This window comes from Mycolicibacterium austroafricanum, assembly GCF_902705885.1.
Taxonomy (GTDB): Bacteria; Actinomycetota; Actinomycetes; order Mycobacteriales; family Mycobacteriaceae; genus Mycobacterium; species Mycobacterium vanbaalenii_A.
Map to the genome: position 1 here is coordinate 101,724 of NZ_CACSIP010000075.1, position 22,814 is coordinate 124,537.

Here is a 22,814-nt window from a genome sequence, read left to right on the forward strand (position 1 = left end):
ATCTGAATTAGTTTAACGTATAGTTGTATTACTCTACTATCTTGAGTTGATCTCACCAAGATTCTCAGCGTGGCCACACTGGTCCAGCACGGATGGTCAGGCCACCACAGCTGTGCCGCCAAGACTTTCGGAGGAATCGAACAGTGCCAGACCAACTCAGGCTGCTCCACCTCATCGACGGTCAGTGGCGCGAAGGTGGCGGACAGCGCTTCCTGGACCTCAATCCCGCCCTACCTGGCCAAATCGTGGCCGAAGGTCTGGAAGCCACCGAGGGCGAAGTGGACGACGCGGTTTGCGCAGCCCGGAAGTCCGCGCGTGACTGGGCAGCCACGCCGATTCACGAGCGCGCCCAGGTGCTTTGGCGCGCCGCCGAACTGCTCGAGTCGCGCGCCGAGGAGTTCGGCACCGAGTTGACGCGCGAAGAGGGCAAGACACTCGGCGAGGGGGTCGGCGAGGTCCGTCGGGCGGCGCAGGTTCTCAGGTACTACGCCGGGTCCGCTGATCGGGGGGCGGGGGAAGTCTATTCGTCGGCACGCCGGGGTGAGCGCCTTCTCGTCGTTCGTCGTCCGGTCGGTGTCGTCGCGGCAATCACACCCTTCAACTTTCCGATCGCCATACCGGCGTGGAAGATCGCTGCAGCGCTCGTGTACGGCAACACCGTGGTGTGGAAACCGGCGATGTCGGTACCGCTTCTCGCGATGCGACTTGCTCAGGTGTTCACCGAGGCGGGCCTGCCCAATGGCGTTCTCAACTTGGTCTACGGGCAGAACGCCACCGGTGCCGCGCTGGTCGGCCACGCCCTCGTGAACGCCGTGACTTTCACCGGCTCGACCCAGGTGGGCAGGCACATCGCTGCTGACTGTGCGCGAAGGGGCGTCAGCGTGCAGGCCGAGATGGGCGGCAAGAACGCCGCGATCGTTCTTCGCGACGCTGATGTTGAGCTGGCACTCGACCAGGTAGTTGCAGGCGCATTCAGATCCGCCGGACAGAAGTGCACCGCCACATCGCGCCTGGTTCTCGATGCGCCTATCGCCGATGAATTCCTCCAACTGTTGCAGCGCCGAGTAGCCGCGTTGCAGATTGGCGACCCGCTCGATCCGTCGGTCAACGTGGGCCCGGTGATCGACGGCTACGCGCGGGACCGCATTGCCAGCGAGGTCGCCGCGGCCATCGCCGCGGGTGCGACCGTGGTCGCTGCTGCGGATCAACGGCGAGCCAACTCCGACGACACGGGTTTCTACATAAGCCCCACAGTGCTCGAAGTCGAGCACCCGAAAGCGCCGATTTGGGAACGTGAGATCTTCGGTCCGATTCTCGCGGTGCAGCGGGCCGACGGTTTCGCCCAGGCCGTGCAGATGGCGAACGAAGGGGACTTCGGGCTGTCAGCCTCGATCTTCACTCAGGATGTGACGGCGGCCCTGGCCGCGATCGACTCGATCGATGTCGGCGTGCTTCATGTCAACTCTGAGACTGCCGGCGCAGATCCCCACGTGCCGTTCGGAGGGTTGAAGGCAAGCGGGATGGGCCCGAAAGAGCAGGGCGAAGCCGCGCGTGACTTCTTCACGCAATCGACGACGGTCTACCTCACCGGTGGTCGATCACCACACCGGCTGCCGTTCGACCTGGCCGCACTGTGAGCGGCTCCATGCGACGTGACCGCGTTCCGCTCGCAATTCCGACTGCCGAGCATCTCCTTCCCCGTTTCGGCATCGAGATGATCGATATCGACGAGGACGCGGCCGCCATGACCATGTCGATGCCGCTGTGGACGAAGCGCAATCCCCTCACCGGGCTCACCGCAGTAGGTTCCCTGGCCATCCTCGTCGATGCGGTCAGCGGTGGAAGCAATCACATACGCAGGAACGCGAACGAGTGGAGCATGTCGACAGAGCTGTCCGTGGATCTACTTCCCGGTGTCTTCGACACGGCGGACGACGTGCTCGATACGCCTGTCGTCGCACGCTCCTGGCCGGTCGGACGACGGAATCGGATCGCCCTGTCGGCATGCGAATTCACGGTCAATGACGTGGTCATCGGCTCCGGATCGGCCCGCAACTTGTACACGACCACGGCTTCCGTCGACGTCGGAGGACACGCTGATGAGGTAGCCACTCCAAGCCTCCAGCGAGACTTCGCAGCGATGATGGCGCTCGACGTCGGTGAAGGGGCGGCTTCCCCAACTCTCGCTCAAAAGGTCGACCCGATACTCAACAATGCCATGGGAGTTGTCAACGGAGGCGTTGTTGCCGCCGGCGCGGAGATGGCGGCGTCGGCCGTCCTCAACGTGAACACCGATGCCGCCCAAACGATGGCCCTGCGGGTGAACTTCCTACGCCCGTTTCTGTCGCAGGAAGGTGGACACTATCAGGGAGTCGCGGTGCGAAACGGGCGCGCAGTTGCGGTGGCCGAAGGTAGCGCAGTCAACGCAGACGGCAGTGTCGCTGCGACGGCCCTCATCACCGCCTACCGCTGATCAACCGAGTGAGCCTGGCAATCACGCCCGCGACGAGCCGGCGGACCCGCGCGGTGATGAACTGCGAGCGCATGGCCCCGGTGGCACCAACCATCGCCGCCGACGCCAAGCCGGACTCGGACGGTTGACCCCGATCGAATTCGAAGCAATCATGACCACACCGGCCAGTCAGGCCGCGTGACCGCAACTGTTACCTGATCGTGCAGCAGGCCCAATCGGGGACTGGACGACCTCATTCGAGAAGAATTCGCCGCGCTGCCAACGGTACTCACTAGAGGTCTCGTGGTCTTCGAACAGCGTGCCGTCCGAGCAGGCCCGGGGTGTGTCCGGGCCGCAGTACTGCGTCCGCAGGTAGGTCGGGTAGGTGTCGGCAGGTCGGGCGATCTGACTATTCCGACCAGATACGCTTGGGTGGGGCGTTCAAGGGATCGGATCGCTCGATGTAGACCTGGCCGACCTCGCCATCCCATTGGCACGGCCCAAAGTTGAGCACGTACATCAGGCCGGGTCCGTCAAGGTCCTTTCCAACGGCCAGCAGCTTCTGCATCGACGTCCAGATGGAGCGGCGGGTTTCCATGACGGTGTCGATTACCCCGCCGTCCCAACGCAGGCGGATCGGCAGTCGCTCGCCCGACATCTGCAGGTCTTCCAGTCTCGGTGGCTCAAGAATCTGCGCCGGGTGAAGTGTGCCGCTCGGATCGATGACGGCCGCGCCCTCCAGGGTAATTCGACCATCGGGTCGCCAGTACGTCGAAAAGACGAAGCCCTTGCCGCTCTCAAAAATGCACCCGGCTATCACGTGCCCGCCCCACGGTTCGCCGGTACCACCCCCGCGCGGTCCGCGCGAATGGTCGCGCCATCCTGTGGCATTGATTTCGTAGGTCGTCTCGTCCACCCGGACGTGACCGCGCGCCCGATGGAGCTGCTCGTAGTGTTCCTTTGCCCAGCCCTGGGAGGTCATCTCGCCGTTGCCGCCCTTGCCGTGTGCTGCAGTGTGCGCGTCCCATACCGGTGTCGCGCATTCGACCTCTAGGTCGATGACGAGCCGTTTACGCAGACCGTCCGGGACGAGCCCATTCTGCATGTCGGCGTTGGAGACGTTCTGGGCGAAGCCGTCGAAGGTCACACGCCAACGCTTGAACGGCTCGATGCAGCGAAAAGCCAGGTTCGGTCCCGCCGGCTTCTCTTTTTGGGGCGTGCGGTAATAACCCCACATCGTCAACACGCCCTCGTCGCCCGGCAGGCAGACCAACACCCGGTCCTCCCACATGTCCCACTCGTTGGGGACAGTGCCCAGGTGCAACCAGAAGCCCAAATCAGCTTCAGGATCGTAGAGGGTGAAGAGCAGGTTCTCGGCCCAGAATGGTTCGGTTGGTTGCTCCGAGACCACGCTTTCCTTCTCGATCGCCAGACCGCTGGACAAATCCTGGATGGTCATGAACTGTTGATCTCCCTTCACGTATGGCGTTGCGACAGTTCCGATCTTGCTAAGGCTCAACCCAACCCAAGCTCGGCGCGTAACCTGCGAATGTCTTCGACGAGCTCATGCGGATGCTCGAGTCCCGGGAAATGACCGCCGTGAGGCTCAAGCCGATAGTGGGCGACGTTGTAGGCGCGACGCACGAATGCCTCTGGTGGAGCCGGCGCGGTGTCATCAGGAAACAGACAGAAGCCACAAGGCACGCTTGCGAATTCGCCCTCGCCCAGGGTGAATCCGCTCCAGTCAACCAGGTAGCGATACATCCAACTGACTGCTTGGGGATCGCCCAGCCAGTAAAACATTACGTTGGTGATGAGGTCGTCGAGATCGAACGGCGGGTCGATATCTTGCTTGCCCACTGTCCAGTTGTGAAACTTCTCCAGGATCCAGGCTGCCAGTCCGACAGGTGAGTCGTGGACCGCGAAGGCCAGGCTTTGCGGTCGATAGCCGTGTACGAGTTGATACGCCTTTTCCTCATCCGGCAGCGTGGCGAGCCGTTCGAGGTGCGCCGTCTCTTCAGGTGAGGGGAGAACATTGGCGAAGGTCCAAGGTGCCGTGACCACGGCAGCGTTGAGGTGAGCCCCCACCAGACCACGCGGTCGGTCAACCGCCATCCAGGATGTGATCACCGCACCCCAGTCCCCACCATGAGCCATATACCTGCCGAAGCCGAAGATGTTGCTCATCATCTCGGCCCAGAGGCGACCGACATCGCGAGGTGATATCGGACCCGGCGGCGCGTCAGAGAACCCGCATCCTGGCAGGCTCGGGACCACGACGGTGAATGCCTCGTCGACCGACCCACCGAACCGCTCTGGGTGGGCCAGTAGTTCCACCATCCCGAGCAACTCGACGGGAGAACCCGGCCATCCGTGGGTCAAAATAATGGGCATCGGCGAGGGGCTGCTGCCGCGTTCGACCAGACAATGAATTCCTAAGCCGTCCACCATGATTCGGTATTGCTCGAAGGCGTTGAGGCGCGCCTCCCAGGCACGCCAGTCGTAACCCTGCAGCCACCGGGCCACCACGCGGCGCATGAACGGTTCGCTGGTGCCCATGGCCCAGTCGCCGCCTTGGGCGGGGTTGGGCCATCGGGTGCGTCGAAGACGGTCACGTAGATCCGCCAAGACGCCGTCGGAAATCTCGATTCGGAACGGTTCAGCGGCCGGATGTGCAGTGATCGGTTGCATCGCTGTAGCGCCTCAACTATCCCAGCCGGACCAGCGCGATTCGAAGCGCTCGGGCGGTCCATGTTGCAGTCCGTCGACCCATTCCATGTTGCCGACCGCCGTGAGTTGGCCGGCCTGGTCCAGGGTGACCTGGCCGGCGGCGAGTAGCAACATCGGCAGCCGCACCATCACCAACTGCAGACGCAACGCATTGAACACCAGGTGCCAGTCGAGATACTCCGGAGGGCGGCCGATCAATTCCTGCCAGAGGTCGATGGTCTCGCGTAGTGAGCCGAATCCGGGAACGGGCGGCAGCCCGCGGCCGCCTGTCATGGCACGCTCCATGCAGACCCACCAGCCGAGGTCACACTCCGCACCGGCGACCGAAGCCATGTCCCAATCCAAAACCGCAGCCACGCGCGTGCCCTGATAGATGATGTTCGACGGTCGCGAGTCGCCCCACGAGAGCCCCGGCTGCGCATCCCGAGGAAGATGAGTGACTAGCCAACTCGAAGCGGCCTGCACCGCCGAAAGACGGTCAGCACCGCACCACTTGGCGTAGGCCAACCAGTAGTTCAGCTCCTGCTCCAACCCCGTACTGCCCAAGTGAGGTCGCTGCAGGAATGGGAACTTGGACACATCCAGTTTGTGCAGTTCGGTCATCGCCTCCACCGCGCCGCGCCACACTTCGCGCTGCTGCGCCGTCGGTAGCTCGAGAACCCATCCGCTCACGTAGAAGGGCGGGTTGTCGGCAGGCACACGGCCTTCTACCCGCTCCATGACGAAGAACGGTTGGCCGAAAAGGGTTGTGTCGGACTCGAAGCCGACCACTAGCGGCGACGGTACCTGCGGCTCCGTCGACAGTGCCTTGTACATCAGGTATTGGGTCTTGACGTCCAGATCGAGGTAAAGGTGCTCGGTGGAGCCGATACGAGCGACGTAACCTATGGTCTCGCGTGTCCCATCCACGGTGCGGCTGGCCTGGATCAGCAGGGTCTCATTGGCGACCCCGGCACCGTTGGGCTGAGTAACGTCGTCCACCTCGACGTCGCCCCCGACGTGTGCGCGCAGCCACTCCTCGGCGACGGAGCGTACCGCTGCTGGATCGCGGACCTGAGACTTCGTCGGGACGTCGACGTTTTCGGACCCTGCCGCATCGGCTTGTGTGACCATAGCCGCTCCTATTGTTTCCTAGTTCTCGCCACGTGATCGCGAAAACGCAATGAAGTGCCCGGCTTCGCCATCGCACTACTGCCACGGTCACCTAATCACGCACTCCGCCACAATCATTCGAATTGGTTCGGCCTTGGCACGTACGCCATGCATCGCTGTGAGGTGACCACCGACGGGCTTCATGATCCGTCACACCTCACACTTCGCGATCCGTGAACTGTCAGTTGACTGTCACATGATGCGCAGGCGTTGTCAACGACCAACTTTCCGCGCAAGCACCCGAGTATCACCACGACGATCGCGCCAATTCCGTGATGACGAACTCGAGGATCCGATACCCGCTCTCCCCAGATCGACGAGACGTAGTTCGAACGATGAAGCTGAAAACTGCGCCCTCTGCGCTGCCTCCTCGAAATGCACTGCTCCACCGGTGATTCGGCTGCGCTCGAGTGGCGGGTGAATCCATGTGCCGGTGTCGTCACACCGTCACAGCATCAGCTTGCCGTTCTTCAGATATTCCCAGTCCGGCGCGGTGGCTCTCGGGGCAGCCCGAGGATTCGCTCGGCGATGAGGTTCCTGATGATCTCCGACGTACCGCCGGCAATCGTGAGGCATCTGCTGTACAGATAGTCGTGCACGACCCCCTGCTCCTCACCGAGCAGAATCGCCGGACCCGCGATCCGTTGAGCGAGCTCGGCGACCCGCTGGGCGTGCTCGGCGCCAAACAACTTAGCGATGTTGCCCTCGATGCCGGGCCCCGAATGGAAGACTGCCCTGGCGGCTTGGCGCAGGTTCAACGCGACCAGCGTGTAGTGCTCGATCAGTAACGCCGCGACATCGCGGGCGAGTCCGGTGTCGCCGGGACGGTGGCGCGCGAGCAGATCGATCAGCGCCTCCGCGGTCATCGTGACCGAGCCACCGCCAATCGACACACGCTCGTTTCCCAACGTCGCCATTGCAACGGTCCAGCCCGCATTCACGTCGCCGACCACGTCACGGTCGGGTACAAACACATCGTCGAAGAACACCTCGTTGAACAATGTTTCACCAGTGATCTCCCTGAGCGGACGAACTTCGACGCCTGGAGCGGCGAGGTCGATCACCATCGCCGTAATTCCCCTGTGCTTTGGCGCATTCGGGTCAGTGCGCACAGTGGCGAGACCACGCTGACAGTTCACCGCGTCGCTTGTCCACACCTTCTGGCCGGATACGGCCCATCCGTCGTCGACTCGGCTGGCCTTTGTGGTGACCGCCGCGGCATCTGACCCGGCGCCCGGCTCGCTGAAAAGCTGGCACCAGCGGATGTCACCCTCGAGGCTGGGCCACAACAGCCGGTCGACCTGTTCCGTGTTGCCGTGCTGAAGCAAGGTGGGCACCACCCACTCGCCCAACCCGAGGTTCGGCTTCTCCAGCCCGTCGAGCACTTCCTCGATGATCAGTTGCTCGACACCGTCAGCGCCGCGGCCGTAGGGCTTTGGCCAGTGCGGTTGCAGGTATCCGCTGCGAGCCCACAGCTTGTGCCGAGCGTCGGGACCGGTTGCTTCGTGTTCGGCGCGGAAATCCCGCGCGGCCTGTCGATACTGCTCGGCTTCGGGCGGTAGGTCCACCGAATGTCCACGTCGCACACCCTGCGCGTGCAACTCGGCGACCCTGTCGCGCAGCGCATCCTGATCCCCGGCAAACATCTTCAGCACCGTGGCGCGCCTGACGTAGAGGTGCGCGTCATGTTCCCAGGTGTAGCCGATGCCGCCGTGCACCTGCACGTTCTGCAACGCCACGCGCTGATAGGCGACTAACACGTGTCCGGCCGCCATCGTAGCGGCCAGCTCGGACTCTGATCCGTTGGCGCGTGAGGCGTCCCACGTGGCGGCCACAGCGAGTTCGGTGTCGACCAGCATATTCGCGCAATGGTGCTTGACGGCCTGAAACGAGCCGATCGGACGGCCGAACTGTTGGCGTGTCGCGGCGTAAGCGGATGTCATCTCGGTGCAACTGCTCAGTCCGCCCGCCGCCTCGGCCGAGGCGAGAAGCCGCAGGATCCGAGTCACCCCGGCGCTCGCGCCGGGGAAGATGTCAGCCACCTCGGCGGAATCCAGGCTCACCACCACAACCGATCGCATGAGCCGGTCGACCGAATCGATTGTGCGGACGCTCACTCCATTACCGGCTTGAATCACCGCGAGGTCATCGCCCACCGGAACTAGGAACACATCGGCCGCCGCCTCGGCCAAGGCCGGCACCGACGTGGCGGATACACGCGAATCGTTCGTCGAAGCGATACCTTTCGCACCGATCCCGGCCACCATGTCTCCACTGACCAGCTGCGGCAACCAACGCTGCTGCTGATCATCTGTACCGAACTCGGCGACCACTGCGGACGCGACGACCGTAGGCAAGAACGGGCCCCCGATTGCCGCGCGCCCGAGTTGCTCCAGCACGATCGTCAGCTCTGGCAGCCCGTAGCCCTGCCCGCCGAAGACTTCGTCGACATGCAGACCGAGCCACCCGGTCGTGACGATCTCCTTCCACAGCGCGTCGTCGGCCCACCACCTTCCGCCGATCCCGGAATCGAGGAGGATGCGGCGCGCGCTCGCCACACCACCACGCCCGGTCACCATCGATCGGGCGACCTCCGCCAACGCGCGGTGGTCTTCGGTTATCGCCAATGTCATGCAGCGGCCTCGTTGGTCGGGAAGTTTCCGATCACCACGCGGCGCCGAACTTTTCGCGGTAAGTGACCTCGGTGGCGGGGCGACGGCGCGGCGGCGACAGCTTTCTCGCCGGCCGGCCGATGTAGACGGCCGCCATCGGGATCAGGTTTTGCGGCAGTTGCAGGAGTTCGCGGACGTGGTCGACCCCGAACGTGGTGAGGCCGGTGGTCAGACAGGAGCCATAGCTTAGATCAGCGGCGCTGAGCAGCAGGTTCTGCACGGCCGGGTAGATCGACGACGGCGCGTGGATCTCGGCGACGCGGTCAGTGTCGGCGCAGACAACGACCACCACCGGCGCGACAGCCAATCCTCCCTTGCTGAGGCCGTATTCGAGGTCCGCGACCAGTGTCTTGTCCTGAATGCTCTGCTTGACGCGGTCGCCGCCTCCGGCGTTCCATGTCTCAGTCCACCAGTCGGTCAGTTGTTTTCGAGTCTCCTCGGCACGGACTACGACGAACGACCAGGGCTGGGTGTTCTCGGCGCTCGGCGCGTGGACTGCAAGCTGTAGCATGTGTTCGATATCCGCTTCGAGCACCGCGGCGTCCGGATCGAACCTCCTGCAGGCTCGCTGCGCTTGAATCACCGACCGCAGTTCAGCCATCTCAGTCGGCCAGTCGCCTGTTGCCGTGGGGCGTCCAGCAGTTGAACGACACCGTGGACAGGTCGAGCGTCTCGCTCAGCGACAATTCCCCCGAACTCATCCGTTCGACGAATTGCGCCATCACCGCCTGCGGTTCACGATCGAGCTCGTAGATCACCAGGTACCGGTGCGTGGGTGGCGGCGGTTGGGTGGGCAGATCCTCGCCGAGAACGTCCAGACCGGCCAGGGCGTATCGCTGGGCCGCGACCACCCCGGGAACCTCGAGCACCTCAGGTACATGCACCTCGTCGTACCACTTGTTGAACTTGTCGTCCTCACCCTCGATCGGATTGCTCAGGACGACGAATCGATTGCCGGTCACGAACGTGCCTTTCTTCCGGGCCACTGAGGAACTTGAACAGTATGACAGTCAACTGCCACAGTCAACGTTGTTCCGACCGGCGGAGCGTATTGCGTCTCAACGCGGGTGAATGGCCATGACATTGACACTTACGGCAGAGCACTGTCATATTTCACTGTGTCCGTTGCGCAGCCGATCGACTACAGCACGGCTGTCGCTGTCCTGATCGAAGGAGCTCCGTGTCGACCGAACCGACTGACATCAGCCCCCGTCCGCCGGACGGAGATTGGTTGGGAACGCCGTTCCTGAAATTCGAGCGGGACGGCGCGTTCGCGGTGCTCGTGCTGGACCGACCCGCGGCACGCAATGCGATGACGGCGGCGATGTATTTCGGTATCCGCTACGCGATTTCGCGGGTCAACTCCGATGAGAGCCTCGCCGGTCTGTTGATCACCGGCACCGGCGATGTGTTCGCTCCCGGCGGAGATCTCGGTCGACGGGCCGGCGATGATTGGATGGACTTGACCGCGGTGCTCAACATGGACGTGACACCGTTCGACGCCTTGCGCCAGTCAGCCAAGCCGGTGGTCGCTGCCGTCAACGGGCTGGCTCAGGGCGGCGGAATGCAAATCGCTATGTGCAGCGACATGGCTGTCGTCAGCGAGCGGGCGACGTTTCGGGTGCCCGAACTGTACCGAGGCATCGCCGACACCTACTACAGCCAGATGCTGGCGAGGTTGGTGGGGCCGGTGCGCGCCCGAGACCTGATGATGACCGGCCGGGTGTTGTCCGCGGCAGAGGCGGTCGAGTGGGGTCTGGTTGCTCGGCTGGTCGCTCACGACGACCTCATGCCGGCCGCCCGCGAGGTGCTGGCGCAATGTTGTCGTACGGCACCGCACGCCAGGGCCCTGGTCAAGAGCAGCCTCGACAACTACCTGGGCCTGTACGACCGCATCGGGATGAGAGTGAGCCTCGAGGGGCCCGAGGCCACGGAAGGCTTTCTCGCTTTCAAGGAGAAGCGTTCGCCGCACTGGGTGCATCCAGATTGCCGGGTCGACGGTCGGCTGTAGAGGGCCGGGGACAACAGGTGTGGTGGCGCCACCGGCGAGCCGCGGGGTGGCCACGTCACAGCGAGCTGCCTGCTTCGCAGCGCAAGGCGTACATCTCCTCGACGTCGCGGCGGCCCGGCGGCAGGCTCGCCCGCACGTCGAACTGTCTGGCAACCACTACCTCGATTCCACCACCGCGCAGGCGTTCGTCGCGGGGTGCGAAGTCATCGATTCAGGTCCGGTCGATACTGACGATCCTGCCGCTGCACAACCCGGAGATCGCCGCCAAAGCGATTGCGAGACTGGACTGATTCGCCGGGGGCGGGCGGCCGTTCTCACTGTTCTACAGCGTCGCCATGCTGGCCATCGGCCGGGAGCACACAATCCTCAATGACCCGAACGTCCAGTTCGGCCAAAGCGTGCAGCAGGTCGTCGAAGACGCAATCGGCTCGCGAACCTCGGCGTCACCGACCCGGGGGTCAACCCACCGCCTCTCGGCGATTTCCAGGCCCACCTCGAGCACATGCATTCAACCGCCGAGGAAGATCATTCCGCGGATCGACTGACCGGGTTGGCTAAGCCGGTTTGATGTTCAGCGGAATCGAGCGCAGGACCATAGTGCTGGTGGGCCACGGCACCTGAGGCGGCTCGTCGACTGCCAGGGTGTACTCGGGAATACGAGTGTGCCACTCCTCGAGTAGGAGTCGCAGCTCCAGCCGTGCGAGGTGCGAGCCGAGACACCTGTGCGGACCACGCCCGAAGGCGAAATGCGCTGACTTCCTGTCGATCTGTACGTCGTCTGCCTTCGGGTAACGACGTGGATCACGGTCGGCGCTGCCATAGCTCAAGAGCACCCTGGCATCCTTGGGCAGCACGTGGCCAGCCACCTCGACTTCCTCCGTGGTCACCCGGTTGGTGAACGGAACCGGACTCTCGACGCGCAGGATCTCCTCGATGAAGGCCGGAATGAGGGAATGGTCGTCGGCAATCCGGCGGCGCAAGTCGCCATCTTCGGCCAGTTTCGCTAAGGAGAAACCCACCGCCGAGGTGACCGTGTCCAAGCCTGCCAGCACGAACATGAAGCACAACCCAAGGATCTCGTTGTCGTTCATCCCGCCGTCGTCGGTGTCATGGATCAACTGGGTGAGCATGTCGGTACCCGACGTGTCCGTCCGCCGCTGAGCGATGTATTCGTTCAAGTAGGTGTACAGTTCCAGCGCATACGCGAGGACCTCGGGCGTCGGCTCTCCGCTGTTGAGGTCGGCGAACTGCAGGATCGCGTCCTTCCAGTTGACCAGTCTGTCCCGATCTTCGATCGGCAGTCCGAACAAGGTGAGGAACACCCGGGATGGGAACGGAACCGCGAGGTCCGCGACTACCTCGCACTCGCCCTTCGCTACGATCGCATCGATGAGTTCGCCTGCCTGCTCTCGCAGTTCGGGTTCACGCTCCGCCATCTTCTTCGGGCTGAAGAATGGGTCGAGCATCCGGCGGAACCGGGTGTGATCGGGAGGATCGATCGCGATCGGGATGAGCGGGACAGGACTGCCCAGCTTGTCGAAAGCCTTCGCCGAGGAGAAGAGCTCGGGCCTCTTCGCGGCGAACTCGACGGCCTCGGCGCTGGTGAGGACGATCTCATCCCCCGACAGCACCGCCTCCCCGGTTGAATGCAGTTCCCGCCACGCGCGTGAACGGTCCTGCCCGAAAGGCAGGTCATTGATGTTCGCGATGCCGTCCACACTCAGCTTGGTCATTCGAAAGATGCCCTTTCTCGGCCGCCGGCTAATCCGCAGACCCGCAGACCCGCAGATCCGCAGAATGACAGTCGACTGTCACTATCGGCGAGTATCGTCTGCGCGGCCACAGGTGTCAAGGATGCACGCACGTGCGCGCGACGCGTTGTAGTCTCTTGCGAGCGACCTACAGAGAGGCGGATCGATGGCGCGGGGCGATCGTTCGCCGAGAGGCGAGCATGCGGACCGGACGCGGGCTGCACTTGTGGAAGCGGCGCTGAATCTGTTCAGCGCCAACGGTTACGACCAGACCACCACCGACAACATCGCCGAAGCTGTCGGCGTCTCACCGCGGACGTTCTTCCGCTACTTCCCCACCAAAGAGTCGGTGCTGTTCTTCGGCGAGTACGACTTCATTCACGCCTTCAGTGCTGTGTATCTGGGCCGCGACGAGACACTGTCGGACTACGAGGCGATGGCCGAGGCGTTCGCGGTGTTGGCACCCTCCCTCAAGCGGATCCGCAAGCGAATCGCGCAGTATCAGGAGGCGGTCGCATCGTCGCTCGTGTTACTCGGCCGCGAGCGCAGAAATCACGAAGCCAACCGCGAAACCGTGGCGAAGGTGATTGCCGAGCGCCGCGGGCTGCCGTCGCCCGACGGCGAGTGCTGGCTTCTGGCGTCAGTCGGCATGCTGCTGGTCGAACGCGCACTGAATGAGTGGTTGTCGACGACGCGCGGACTGGACGACATCATCCGGCAGGAGTTCGCCGCACTGCCCCGCGTCGTGAAATAGCTCGCGGTGTACCGGTCATCGCCAGGTGCCGTTCATCCAGGACATTCACGGCTGCGGTGAGCGCAGCCACTCCCTGATTTGCTCACCCGAGGAGTCGAGATCAGGCGCCGGCGTGCGCACTTCGGGCGGAGTTCCGCTGAGCCGGAACGGGGCACGTACGTAGTCGTCACCGCCACTGGTCCAGACTGGTTCTAGACCAATTGATTCCGCGAACGCAAACGCTTCATCCATGGTGTTGACCGGACCCGAGGGCACCCCTGCGGCCTCCAGTAGAGCGAGCGCTTCGCGACGATCGAGTGTCGCAAGTCGTTTTTCGATCTTGCCCGCGAGGGCTGGGCGGTTGGCAACCCGTGCCGCGTTGGTGGCGTACGCAGGGTCTTGGTCCAAGGGACCCAAGTCCAACACCGAACACAACACGCTGAACTGGCGATCACTGCCGACGGCGACGGCGATCGACCCGTCGGCAACGGCAAAGGTTTCATAGGGCGCCACGCTCGGATGAGCATTGCCTGCTGCGCGGGGCGTAGCACCGGCCAGGAGATACCCGGAGGCTTGATTGACCAGGGCGGACAATGCGCTGGAGAGCAAATCCACCTCAACGAGTTGCCCACTGCCCGTCGCGTTTCGGGCGTGTAGTGCGGCGAGCACCCCCGCACACGCGTGGAGACCACAGAGAACGTCGACGACGGCGACACCAACTTTGAGAGGCCGCCCGTCGGGCTCACCGGTTACACTCATCAACCCACTGATGGCCTGGCCCAACAGATCATAACCCGGCAGATGCGCACCACCCGGCTGACCACCGAAACCCGAGATCGAGCAGTAGACGACCTCACGGTTGTCGTGCGCGACGTCGTCGTAGCCCAAGCCGTATCGCGCCATGGTCCCGGGTCGCAGATTCTCGACCATCACATCGGCCCGCCGCGCGAGCTCGCGGGCCAGCAACCTGTCGTCCTCGCGGCGCAGGTCCAGGACAACAGACTTCTTGTTGCGATTGATCGACTTGTAGTAGGTACTGATGCCGTCATCCCAGGGAGGGCCCCACTGCCGAGTGTCATCCCCGGCGGGACTCTCCACTTTGATGACGGTCGCCCCGAGATCGGCGAGCAACATCGTCATGTACGGACCGGCCAGGATGCGGGAGAAATCGGCGACCACCACACCGTCGAGCGCGCCAGCGCCTTGATTCGGTTTCCCCGCGCCGGTCACGCGCTGTCCCCAAACAGGTTCCAACATCGAGCTGACATGGTGCGCGTTTCCTCCTGGATGCTGCCGCGCCTACTCCGGACCGAGGATCAAGCCCGAGGTCGGCACTCCGGTGCCCGCAGTGACAAGCACGTGCTCAACGTCGGGAACTTGATTGACCGACGTCCCGCGAACCTGACGCACCGCTTCGGCGATTCCGTTCATCCCGTGAATGTAGGCCTCCCCGAGCTGGCCACCATGGGTGTTGATCGGCAGCCGACCGCCGATCTCGATCGCTCCGTCGGCGACGAAGTCCTTGGCATCACCACGATCGCAGAAGCCGAGTTCTTCCAGCTGCAGCAGTGTGTACGGGGTGAAGTGGTCGTAGAGGATCGCAGTCTGGATGTCGGTGGGCGTCAGACCCGACTGAGCCCAGAGCTGGTCACCCACGACCCCGATCTCAGGTAGACCGAACAGGTCCCGGTCGAAGTAGCTCGACATAATGAACTGGTTGCGCCCCGAACCCTGCGCCGCCGCCTGGATGACCGCCGGTCGTTGATTGAGCTCTCGCGCACGCTCAACCGAGGTGACGACGATCGCCACCGCTCCGTCGCTCTCCTGACAGCAGTCCAGAAGACGCAGTGGTTCGGCGATGAACCGCGAATTCTGGTGGTCCTCAATGGTGATCGGCTTCTGATAGAAGTACGCCGCCGGGTTGTTGGCCGCATGCCTGCGATCAGCCACCGAGACGGCGCCGAAGGCGCGGGAGGTCGCACCGGACAGATGCAGATACCGCTGCGCGGTCATCGCCACCTGAGCAGCCGGCGTCATCAGACCGTGCACGAAGAAGTTGGTGTTGTCGACACCCTTCGAGTCGGCGTTGTCGGCCACCCGATGTCCGGTCTGACCAAACCGCAGGCCCGAACGTTCGTTGAACGCGCGGTAGGCAACCACGACGTCGGCGACGCCACAGGCGACCGCCATGGCGGCGTGTTGGACGGTCCCGCAGGCGGCACCACCGCCGTAGTTGATCTGCGAGAAGAACTTCAAGTCGCCGATACCCGTGGCACGCGCGACCGAGATCTCGTTGTTGGTGTCCATCGTGAAGGTCGTCAGCCCATCAACATCCGCCGGCGTCAGGCCTGCGTCCGCCAACGCCGCGGTCACCGCCTCAGCAGCGAGCCGCAGCTCCGAGCGTCCTGAATCCTTCGAGAAGTCGGTCGCGCCGATGCCGACGATTGCTGCGCGTCCAGAGATCACGACTGGCCTCCCATTGTGCAGGTGACGGTGGCGGTCACGTGATCGCCAAGACTGTTCCTACCCTTGATCTCGACCGTGACCAGGCCGTCCTCATCGACGCTGGCGACGTTGCCCGTGAAGATCGTCGTGTCGTACGCATACCACGGAACCCCGAGCCTCAGTCCAAGCGTTTTCACGACGATTCCCGGGCCGCCCCAGTCAACGACGAAACGTTCCACCAGACCGGTGACGGTGAGGATGTTGACGAAGGTGTCCTTGGAGCCCTGTCCCACGGCGATGTCGCGGTCGTGATGCACCGGCTGGAAATCCCTGGTGGCGATCGCGGTGGTGGCGACGAAGGTCGGGTCGGCGTAGATCTTCATGTCCGGCAGCGAAGTGCCGGGTGTTGCTGTGACTGTCATGACAGCTCCCAGGCGTAGAGGGTCCACGCGGGACCGGAATCGTCAGCAGGAAAGTCGATGTAGGTGGCGTGCACCGGCATGCCGATCCGCACCGAGGAGGGATCGACGTTGCGCAGTTCCCCCACCATGCGCACCCCCTCTTCGAGCTCCACCACCGCGATGACGAAGGGCAGACTGCGGCCGCGGACCTTGGGTGCGTGGTGCACGGTGAAGGTGTAGATGGAGCCACGGCCCGACGAGACCACGTAGTCGGTCGGCTCGGACTTGTCCGACCAGATTGCGGGCACCGGGGGCTGCTGTAATGTGCCGTCGGCGCGCCGCTGGATGCGCAGTTCGTGTCGTGCGACGCCGTCCCAGAAGAACCGGGTGTCGCGCGAGACGGCCGGCCGCATCAACACACTCGCGTCGAGGTCGTCGGGAACCGTTGCCGTGCTGGCTGCATCGGCTGCATCCTCGTCACGAGGCTTGAATCGCAGCACGCGCAGATCCATCTCGGTGACGACCTCGTCGCCGACCCGCCACGTGATGTGTTGATTGAGGAAGTAGCCCTCGCCCAGCGCCGTCTTCTTCGGCCCGATGGGTGCACCGAGTTCGGTCGTCTTTGTCACGTGCTCGCCCGGCCGTACATAGCGGTGGTAGACCTGCTCACAGTTGGTGGCGACCAGGCCCGTGTACCCCGCTGTGATCATCGCATCGATCGCCCGATACCAGGCGTCGTCGTCGGCTGGGACTCCCTTGAGGCCGACCATCGTCCACACCTGGGCCATCGCTGGTGGTGCCACGATGCCGGGATGCCCCGCGGCGCGTGCTGCGTCCTCATCGACGTAGATGGGGTTCTGGTAATCGAGCGCTTCCACCCAGTTGTTGATCATCGGCTGATTGACTGGGTCGCGGCCCGGCACCGGCTGGCCGGGACCGTCGGACCGAATCTTCTCGAGCACCTGCTCGATCGTCGTCATCGCTGGACCCTCGGCACATTGAGTCCCGATGCTGTCACCATTTCTCTCATCACCTCATTCACTCCGCCCCCGAACGTTATGTGCAGGTTTCGTTTTGTCTGGTTGTCGAGCCACGCGATCAGGTCCGTCGTGGCGGGATCGTCGGCCTCGCCATGGTCGAACACGAGTTCCTCGGCGAGGCGTCCGATCGCTTGCCACCGCTCCGTCGCGAACACCTTCGTCGCCGCCGCGTCGGCGATGCCGATCGTGTCGCCGTTGGCCGCGACCTGCCAGTTGAGCAGTTCATTCACCCGCCAGGTCGCGTAGATCTTGCCCAGACCCCGTCGGACGTCCGGGTCATCGATCGGGGTGCGGCCGGAGCAGCTGGGTGTCGACGCCCAATGTCGGAGGCGTTCGTAGATCGATGCGAAACGGCCGGCGGGACCGAGCATGTTGCGCTCGTTGTTGAGCTGGGTGGTGATCAGGCGCCAGCCCATGTTCACCTCGCCGACCACCATGTCGACGGGCACTCGTACGTCGCTGTAATAGGTGGCGTTGGTGTGGTGGGTGCCGTCGCTGGTGATGATCGGCGTCCATGAGAACCCCGGGCTCTTGGTATCCACCATCAGAATCGAGATGCCTTTGTGGCGGGGCGCATCGGGATCGGTCCGGCACGCCAGCCAGATGAAGTCCGCTTCGTGTGCAGCGGTGGTGAAGATCTTCTGGCCGTTGACGACGTAGTGATCACCGTCGAGCACCGCAGAGGTGCGTAACGAGGCGAGATCGGTACCGGAGTCCGGCTCTGAGTATCCGATCGCGAAATGCACTTCGCCCTTGAGGATGGCCGGCAAGAATCGGTTCTTGAGATAGTCGCTGCCGAACTTCTGCAGCGTCGGCCCAACCGTTTGCAGAGTCAATGCAGGCAGCGGCACACCCGCTCTAGCCGCTTCGTTGGCGAAGATGAGTTGCTCAAGGGCGCCGAAGCCACGGCCACCGTATTCCCTGGGCCAGCCAACGCCGAGCCACCCGTCACGTCCCATTCGTTTGACGATTTCCTTGAACGGGCGGCCGTGCCGATCGACCTTGAGTTCCTCGCGTTCCTCGGGGCTGATCAGCTCGGAAAAGTACTTGCGCAGTTCGAGTTCCAAGTCGCGTTGTTGCGTGGTCAGTTCTATGAACATGGTGCTCCAACGATGTCGAGGCGGCGTGCCGAACCGCCGATGAGTCGGACGAGGTCTTTGGTGGCCGCGTAATACCGCGCCATCGGGTATGAGATGTCGACGCCGATGCCTCCGTGGAGGTGATGACATAGCTGCATCGCCTGCGGCGCCTCTGTGGCGAACCAGTACCCGAGGACAGCGAGGTCATTGCCGGCGTCGTCACCGCCAGCGAGGCGGTAGACCGCCGACTTGGCCGCCAGATCAACTGTGCGCGAAGCGATGTAGAGGTCAGCGAGCTGAGCGGCCACGAGTTGGAACGTCGTCAGCGGCTTGCCGAACTGATGACGACCTGCAAGGTAGTCAGCTGTGAGGCGCAGCGCACCCTGCATCAGTCCGCTGCCATAAGCCCCGACCACGGCCAACACCACGTCGTTGACCTCGTGGGCCTGGGACCCTGCCAGCACATCCTGGTCCGCGACGGGAGTATCACTGAAACGAACGGTGAATTCCGGTGCTCCGGTTGCGGAGGGCGTAGATACCAGCTCCATACCGCTGGCATCGGCGGGAACGCACACCGCGCCGGCGTCAGTGGTGACGACCATCCACTCGCTGTGATCCGCATACGGCACAGCTACTTTCGTGCCGTTGAGCCGTCCGTCGACCAGCGTGGTCACGGGATCAGTCGGCATGCTCTGCGCCGGTTCGTTGAGCGCTACGGTCAAAATCGCGCCGCGGCTCACCGCATCGAGATAGCGCTGCTGCTGATCGGCGCGTGCGCACTTCAGCAGCGCGCCGGTCGCCATGCCGATGCTCGCCAGAGCCGGAGTAATCGCGGCTCGACGCCCCATCTCGGTCAAGGCTGTCGCCAGCTCCAGGAGACCGACACCGTCACCGCCCAACTCTTCGGGGACGGCCAGCGTGGTGACCCCGGCCGAGACCAGCTGCTCCCACAGATCATCAGCGTCGGAATGCTTGTCCAGCACGGCACTCACGACATCGGCAACAGCTTGCTGCTGCGCGTCGAGGTTGAAGTCCATGACGGGTTTTCCTTTCGAGATCGCGGCTCGAGCCGTGAAGTTCTTCTGTGCAGCGAACAGCCGCGCGCTGCGCCCGACACCTGCGATACCGGGACGGCGCTTTGTGGTCGCGAGTGCTACGGCAGACCGAGATGGCGTCGTGCTATGACATTTCGATTGATCTCCGTGGTGCCGCCCCGAATCGGCAGTACCGTGGCGCGTCGCACTTCGTACTCAAGCCACCCGTCGCCGGCAGCATCGGTTTCGTCGAAACGAAGCAGCCCCTCTGGTCCGGCGGCCTCCTGGAACCACCGCGCCGCCCGCTGGAAAGCCTCGTTGGCGAACAGCTTCGTCATGGCCCCCTCGGTCGTGGGCATACCGCCTGAGCCCGCAATCCACGCCGAGCGCTGCGTGAGCAGCTTCGTCACCTCGTTGTCGATCGCGACCCGCGCCATCTTCTCGCGGACGCGGCTGTCCGCGAGGACGTTTGTGCGTTCGGCCCAGTCGTGGAAGTGCCGCAGCAACGTGGGTCCAGAGTTGGTCTCACCGGCCACCCCGCGTTCCAGCGACAAGCCGACCGTCATGACCTTCCAGCCGCCGTTGACCTCCCCCAGGACACAGTCGTCACCGACCCGCACGTCGTCGTAGAAGGTGGCGTTTGTCCGCTCGTCCCCCATCGTCCACACGGGCTCGACGGAAATCCCCGGCGTCTTCAGCGGCAACACGAACATCGTGAGGCCCTTGTGCTTTGGAGCGTCGAGGTCCGTCCGCGTGAGCAGAAGAACCCAGTCGGCGACGTGCGCCATGGTGGTCCACATCTTGGCCCCGTTGATCACCCAGCCACCGTCTGGACTCCGAGCCGCCCGGGTCCTGATCGACGCAACGTCACTGCCACTGTTGGCTTCGCTGTAACCCAGCGCTGCGGTGTGCTCGCCCGACAACAGTCCAGGCAGGATGCGGTGGCGCTGATCATCGGTGCCGACGTGGTTGACGATCCCGGCCACGCACAACGTGACAGCCAGCGATTCGTAGGGAGCGCCCGCCTTCTCCAACTCGCTGAACAGCACGTACAGCTCAATCGGGTCGCCTTTGCCCAGACCCGGAACGGCTCGTTCGAGGAATCCGCGCTCGGCGAGAGCGCGATACAACGGCCAGCTGGTGAACGTCCCCGACTCGTGCTGGCGCCGGTGATCGTCCTCGGTGAACGTGCTGGCGATGACGTCCTTGACCTCCATGCGGAACGCCTCGACGTCTGAACCCAGTGCGAAGTCCATTAGTTCTCCTTCCCCGCGTGGTTGTCGACGGCACCGAACAGCTGATCGGCAAGGGCAAGGGCGGTACGGCCGGGATCGCCCAGAATCAGCGGCCACCCGCGGGCACGGCGGTAGTAGAGCTGGATGTCGTACTCCTCAGCGAAGCCGGCACCGCCGTGGTAATGCAGCGCACGCTTGGTCACCTCAGCCGCGACATCCCCCGCGTGGATGAGCGCCATATTGGCGAGGATCTCGCCATCCCACACCTCGTTGTCGAAGACATCGAACACCTGCGGCACAGCCTTCGGGTTCTCCAGCGCCCATGCGGCCTTGTGGGCGAGCAGGCGGGAGCCGGCGACCATTCCAGGGAGATCGGCCAGGCCGTGTTGAACGGATTGGAATGCGCCAATCGGCTGGCCGAACTGTTCGCGAGTCTTGGTGTACTGCACGCCGATTTCGAGAGCGCGGTCCGCGAGCCCGGTAAGTGCCGCGGCAGTGAGCACCTTCCACTCGACCAGTGCCCGTTCCCAGATCGCCGTCGGGCCGAGCTCGGTCCGATCTGCCTCCTCGAGGACACGGTTGGCTATGGGTGCACACGCATGGTTGCGCGGAGCCACTCCTGGGGGGGTCGATCGGATTGCGATGGTCGCACCCGCGTGCGGGCCGATGACGACACCGGCGACCGCACCCGCGGGAACGAGATTCCAGGCGCCGGGGCTGGCGGGGGGACGGACAGCCAGCGTGGCGATGGTCGAGCCGTCGAACAGATCCTCCCATTCCGCGCCGAGGGCACGCGTCGCAACGAGGTGCTCGACGGCGGGCACCGGCGCGATGTGGCGGCCGAACTGTTCGGCCACGACGACCAACTGCGGCAGCGTGGCGCCGCCATCGCCCACATCAGCACCCATGCCCGGTAATCCCACCGCGGCGCTCGCCTGCCACAGTGACGGATCGAATCCCAAGGGCTCCGCCTTACGGACGACGGAGGTGGGCGAAGACTTGGCGAAGAAGTCGCCGAACAACCGACTCAGCGCCTGCTGGTCGTCGGAGAGGGAGAGATCGAGGGTCATTTGGTCGCACCAACTTCTCGCAGGGCCGACACGGTCTCATCGGTCAGCGCGGTTGTCGTCCCGCGGTCGATCGACAGGCTGCCCTCGGAGACCGTCGCGGGCAGCCATCGCAGGACCGGTAGAGCCGTCAGCGCCGCCATGATGCGGGCGGAGTGCGGCGCGGCGATCCACTCCGGCACCCGTAGCGCCAAGGATCCGACCCCGACAAAAGCGCTCGTAGGCGTGAAAACGGTTCGCGTGCGGGTCAGTTGGCTGACGCCGTCACCATCGACGATGGCCTCGAAATGGCGCTGGCAATACGAGTAGCCGCCCTCAGCACAGTCACGAGTGTAGCGGCTGAATGCCTCACGTTCGAGCGGCTCGGCGCTGCTCACCTGGCCGTCGATGAGCGCGTTCCCGTACTCGGCCAGGCCGAACCGCCAGCCCCGGGTGCCGTCCACTTCCACCGGGGAAAAGCTGCCGCCCAGCTTGGGCCAGCCCGTCAGTTCGCGACCGACGGCCGCCGCGCGTGCGTCGTCGACCCACAGCGCAAGCCAGAACATTCCCGCGTTGCTCTCATCGCTGTCCGGGTCTGTCACCGCCACCCCGACGCACATCTCCTCATAACCCCGTCCCCCGAGGTAGTCGACGTCGTCGAAGGACCGCCGGCAGAAGGTGACCACCGGTTCCCGCGATATGTCCAGCCGCGTGGGAACCAGTGGTCGAACGGACTCGTAGTCAGTGACGAAGTCGATGGAGATGTTTCGCAGGTAACCCCAGCGCGACACCAGCGGTAGCTCGCTCGGGCCGAAGACGACAGGCATGTCGTAACGGAGGTCCGGCTGACACTTGAATCCCGCGGCAGTCGCGTGCAAACTGCTTCCCTTTCTTGGTTCGGACACAGTCGTCCTACACCGCACTCTGACGCATCGCTGCCCGAAAGGCAAGCGGTATATGTTTTACTGCTTGTACGGAGCACGGCGGCTGATCGGAGCCACCGCTCTTTCGGCGCTCGGCGACGATCGCGCAG

The 22,814-nt window shown here is 64.0% G+C and carries 20 protein-coding genes and 1 pseudogene; 4 read left to right on the forward strand and 17 right to left on the reverse strand.

From position 1 onward, the window contains the following. Window positions 1-143 precede the first annotated feature (143 nt). Window positions 144-1,637, forward strand: coding sequence for an aldehyde dehydrogenase family protein (locus BEMPMBAN_RS31385; RefSeq protein WP_234897804.1), 1,494 nt, complete (start codon window positions 144-146; stop codon window positions 1,635-1,637). 8 nt (window positions 1,638-1,645) lie between these two features. Beyond that, complete coding sequence (locus BEMPMBAN_RS31390) at window positions 1,646-2,473, forward strand: PaaI family thioesterase (RefSeq protein ID WP_159235362.1); 828 nt, start codon at window positions 1,646-1,648, stop codon at window positions 2,471-2,473. Between the two features lie 388 nt (window positions 2,474-2,861). Here BEMPMBAN_RS31390 and BEMPMBAN_RS31395 read toward each other — a convergent pair whose 3' ends face one another. The 7 genes and pseudogenes from BEMPMBAN_RS31395 to BEMPMBAN_RS31420 form a co-directional block, all read right to left on the reverse strand. After that, window positions 2,862-3,911 carry a DUF7064 domain-containing protein gene (locus BEMPMBAN_RS31395; RefSeq protein WP_159235363.1) on the reverse strand — a complete coding sequence of 350 codons (1,050 nt, stop codon included), beginning with the start codon at window positions 3,909-3,911 and terminating at the stop codon, window positions 2,862-2,864. 56 nt (window positions 3,912-3,967) lie between these two features. After that, the gene (locus tag BEMPMBAN_RS31400; protein ID WP_159235364.1) at window positions 3,968-5,143 is read right to left on the reverse strand and encodes an epoxide hydrolase family protein; all 1,176 of its coding nucleotides are present in this window, start codon (window positions 5,141-5,143) and stop codon (window positions 3,968-3,970) included. Window positions 5,144-5,155: 12 nt separating this feature from the next. Then, window positions 5,156-6,295, reverse strand: a complete 1,140-nt coding sequence (locus BEMPMBAN_RS31405; protein WP_159235365.1) for a phosphotransferase family protein — start codon at window positions 6,293-6,295, stop codon at window positions 5,156-5,158. Window positions 6,296-6,665: 370 nt separating this feature from the next. Then, a pseudogene (locus tag BEMPMBAN_RS33240) lies at window positions 6,666-6,790 on the reverse strand (Zn-ribbon domain-containing OB-fold protein); the annotation flags it as partial. A 14-nt stretch (window positions 6,791-6,804) separates the two neighbouring features. Continuing rightward, a complete protein-coding gene (locus BEMPMBAN_RS31410; protein ID WP_159235366.1) occupies window positions 6,805-8,967 on the reverse strand; it encodes an acyl-CoA dehydrogenase family protein in 2,163 nt (720 codons plus the stop codon). 31 nt (window positions 8,968-8,998) lie between these two features. Then, a complete protein-coding gene (locus BEMPMBAN_RS31415) occupies window positions 8,999-9,607 on the reverse strand; it encodes a nitroreductase family protein (RefSeq protein WP_159235367.1) in 609 nt (202 codons plus the stop codon). Window position 9,608: 1 nt separating this feature from the next. Further along, window positions 9,609-9,968, reverse strand: a complete 360-nt coding sequence (locus BEMPMBAN_RS31420) for a DUF4286 family protein (RefSeq protein WP_159235368.1) — start codon at window positions 9,966-9,968, stop codon at window positions 9,609-9,611. Window positions 9,969-10,186: 218 nt separating this feature from the next. On the opposite strand from BEMPMBAN_RS31420, the gene BEMPMBAN_RS31425 reads away from it, so the two are divergent. Further along, window positions 10,187-11,017, forward strand: coding sequence for an enoyl-CoA hydratase/isomerase family protein (locus tag BEMPMBAN_RS31425; RefSeq protein ID WP_159235369.1), 831 nt, complete (start codon window positions 10,187-10,189; stop codon window positions 11,015-11,017). 554 nt (window positions 11,018-11,571) lie between these two features. On the opposite strand, the gene BEMPMBAN_RS31430 is transcribed toward BEMPMBAN_RS31425, so the two are convergent. After that, the gene (locus BEMPMBAN_RS31430) at window positions 11,572-12,750 is read right to left on the reverse strand and encodes a cytochrome P450 (protein ID WP_159235370.1); all 1,179 of its coding nucleotides are present in this window, start codon (window positions 12,748-12,750) and stop codon (window positions 11,572-11,574) included. A gap of 244 nt (window positions 12,751-12,994) precedes the next feature. Between BEMPMBAN_RS31430 and BEMPMBAN_RS31435 the strand changes: the two genes are divergently transcribed. Further along, complete coding sequence (locus BEMPMBAN_RS31435; RefSeq protein WP_483238005.1) at window positions 12,995-13,522, forward strand: TetR family transcriptional regulator; 528 nt, start codon at window positions 12,995-12,997, stop codon at window positions 13,520-13,522. 45 nt (window positions 13,523-13,567) lie between these two features. On the opposite strand, the gene BEMPMBAN_RS31440 is transcribed toward BEMPMBAN_RS31435, so the two are convergent. The 9 genes from BEMPMBAN_RS31440 to BEMPMBAN_RS31480 all read right to left on the reverse strand — a co-directional run bounded on the left by BEMPMBAN_RS31440 (window position 13,568) and on the right by BEMPMBAN_RS31480 (window position 22,608). Continuing rightward, window positions 13,568-14,731, reverse strand: a complete 1,164-nt coding sequence (locus BEMPMBAN_RS31440; RefSeq protein WP_234897805.1) for a CaiB/BaiF CoA transferase family protein — start codon at window positions 14,729-14,731, stop codon at window positions 13,568-13,570. Window positions 14,732-14,800: 69 nt separating this feature from the next. Beyond that, a complete protein-coding gene (locus BEMPMBAN_RS31445) occupies window positions 14,801-15,967 on the reverse strand; it encodes a 17-hydroxy-3-oxo-4-pregnene-20-carboxyl-CoA lyase (RefSeq protein WP_159235373.1) in 1,167 nt (388 codons plus the stop codon). Then, window positions 15,964-16,368 carry a MaoC family dehydratase gene (locus tag BEMPMBAN_RS31450; protein ID WP_159235374.1) on the reverse strand — a complete coding sequence of 135 codons (405 nt, stop codon included), beginning with the start codon at window positions 16,366-16,368 and terminating at the stop codon, window positions 15,964-15,966. Before BEMPMBAN_RS31450 ends, BEMPMBAN_RS31445 begins: the two co-directional genes overlap by 4 nt. Further along, window positions 16,365-17,327 carry a bifunctional MaoC family dehydratase N-terminal/OB-fold nucleic acid binding domain-containing protein gene (locus BEMPMBAN_RS31455; RefSeq protein WP_159235375.1) on the reverse strand — a complete coding sequence of 321 codons (963 nt, stop codon included), beginning with the start codon at window positions 17,325-17,327 and terminating at the stop codon, window positions 16,365-16,367. Before BEMPMBAN_RS31455 ends, BEMPMBAN_RS31450 begins: the two co-directional genes overlap by 4 nt. Further along, on the reverse strand, window positions 17,324-18,487 hold the full coding sequence (locus tag BEMPMBAN_RS31460) for an acyl-CoA dehydrogenase family protein (RefSeq protein WP_159235376.1): 1,164 nt from the start codon (window positions 18,485-18,487) through the stop codon (window positions 17,324-17,326). The genes BEMPMBAN_RS31455 and BEMPMBAN_RS31460 overlap by 4 nt, the downstream gene beginning before the upstream one ends. Further along, the gene (locus BEMPMBAN_RS31465) at window positions 18,478-19,503 is read right to left on the reverse strand and encodes an acyl-CoA dehydrogenase family protein (RefSeq protein ID WP_159235377.1); all 1,026 of its coding nucleotides are present in this window, start codon (window positions 19,501-19,503) and stop codon (window positions 18,478-18,480) included. The genes BEMPMBAN_RS31460 and BEMPMBAN_RS31465 overlap by 10 nt, the downstream gene beginning before the upstream one ends. A 116-nt stretch (window positions 19,504-19,619) precedes the next feature. Beyond that, on the reverse strand, window positions 19,620-20,756 hold the full coding sequence (locus BEMPMBAN_RS31470) for an acyl-CoA dehydrogenase family protein (protein WP_159235378.1): 1,137 nt from the start codon (window positions 20,754-20,756) through the stop codon (window positions 19,620-19,622). After that, entirely contained in the window at window positions 20,756-21,805 is a 1,050-nt protein-coding gene (locus BEMPMBAN_RS31475) for an acyl-CoA dehydrogenase family protein (protein WP_159235379.1), read from the reverse strand. The genes BEMPMBAN_RS31470 and BEMPMBAN_RS31475 overlap by 1 nt, the downstream gene beginning before the upstream one ends. Continuing rightward, entirely contained in the window at window positions 21,802-22,608 is an 807-nt protein-coding gene (locus tag BEMPMBAN_RS31480; RefSeq protein WP_159235380.1) for an acetoacetate decarboxylase family protein, read from the reverse strand. The genes BEMPMBAN_RS31475 and BEMPMBAN_RS31480 overlap by 4 nt, the downstream gene beginning before the upstream one ends. Window positions 22,609-22,814 lie beyond the last annotated feature (206 nt).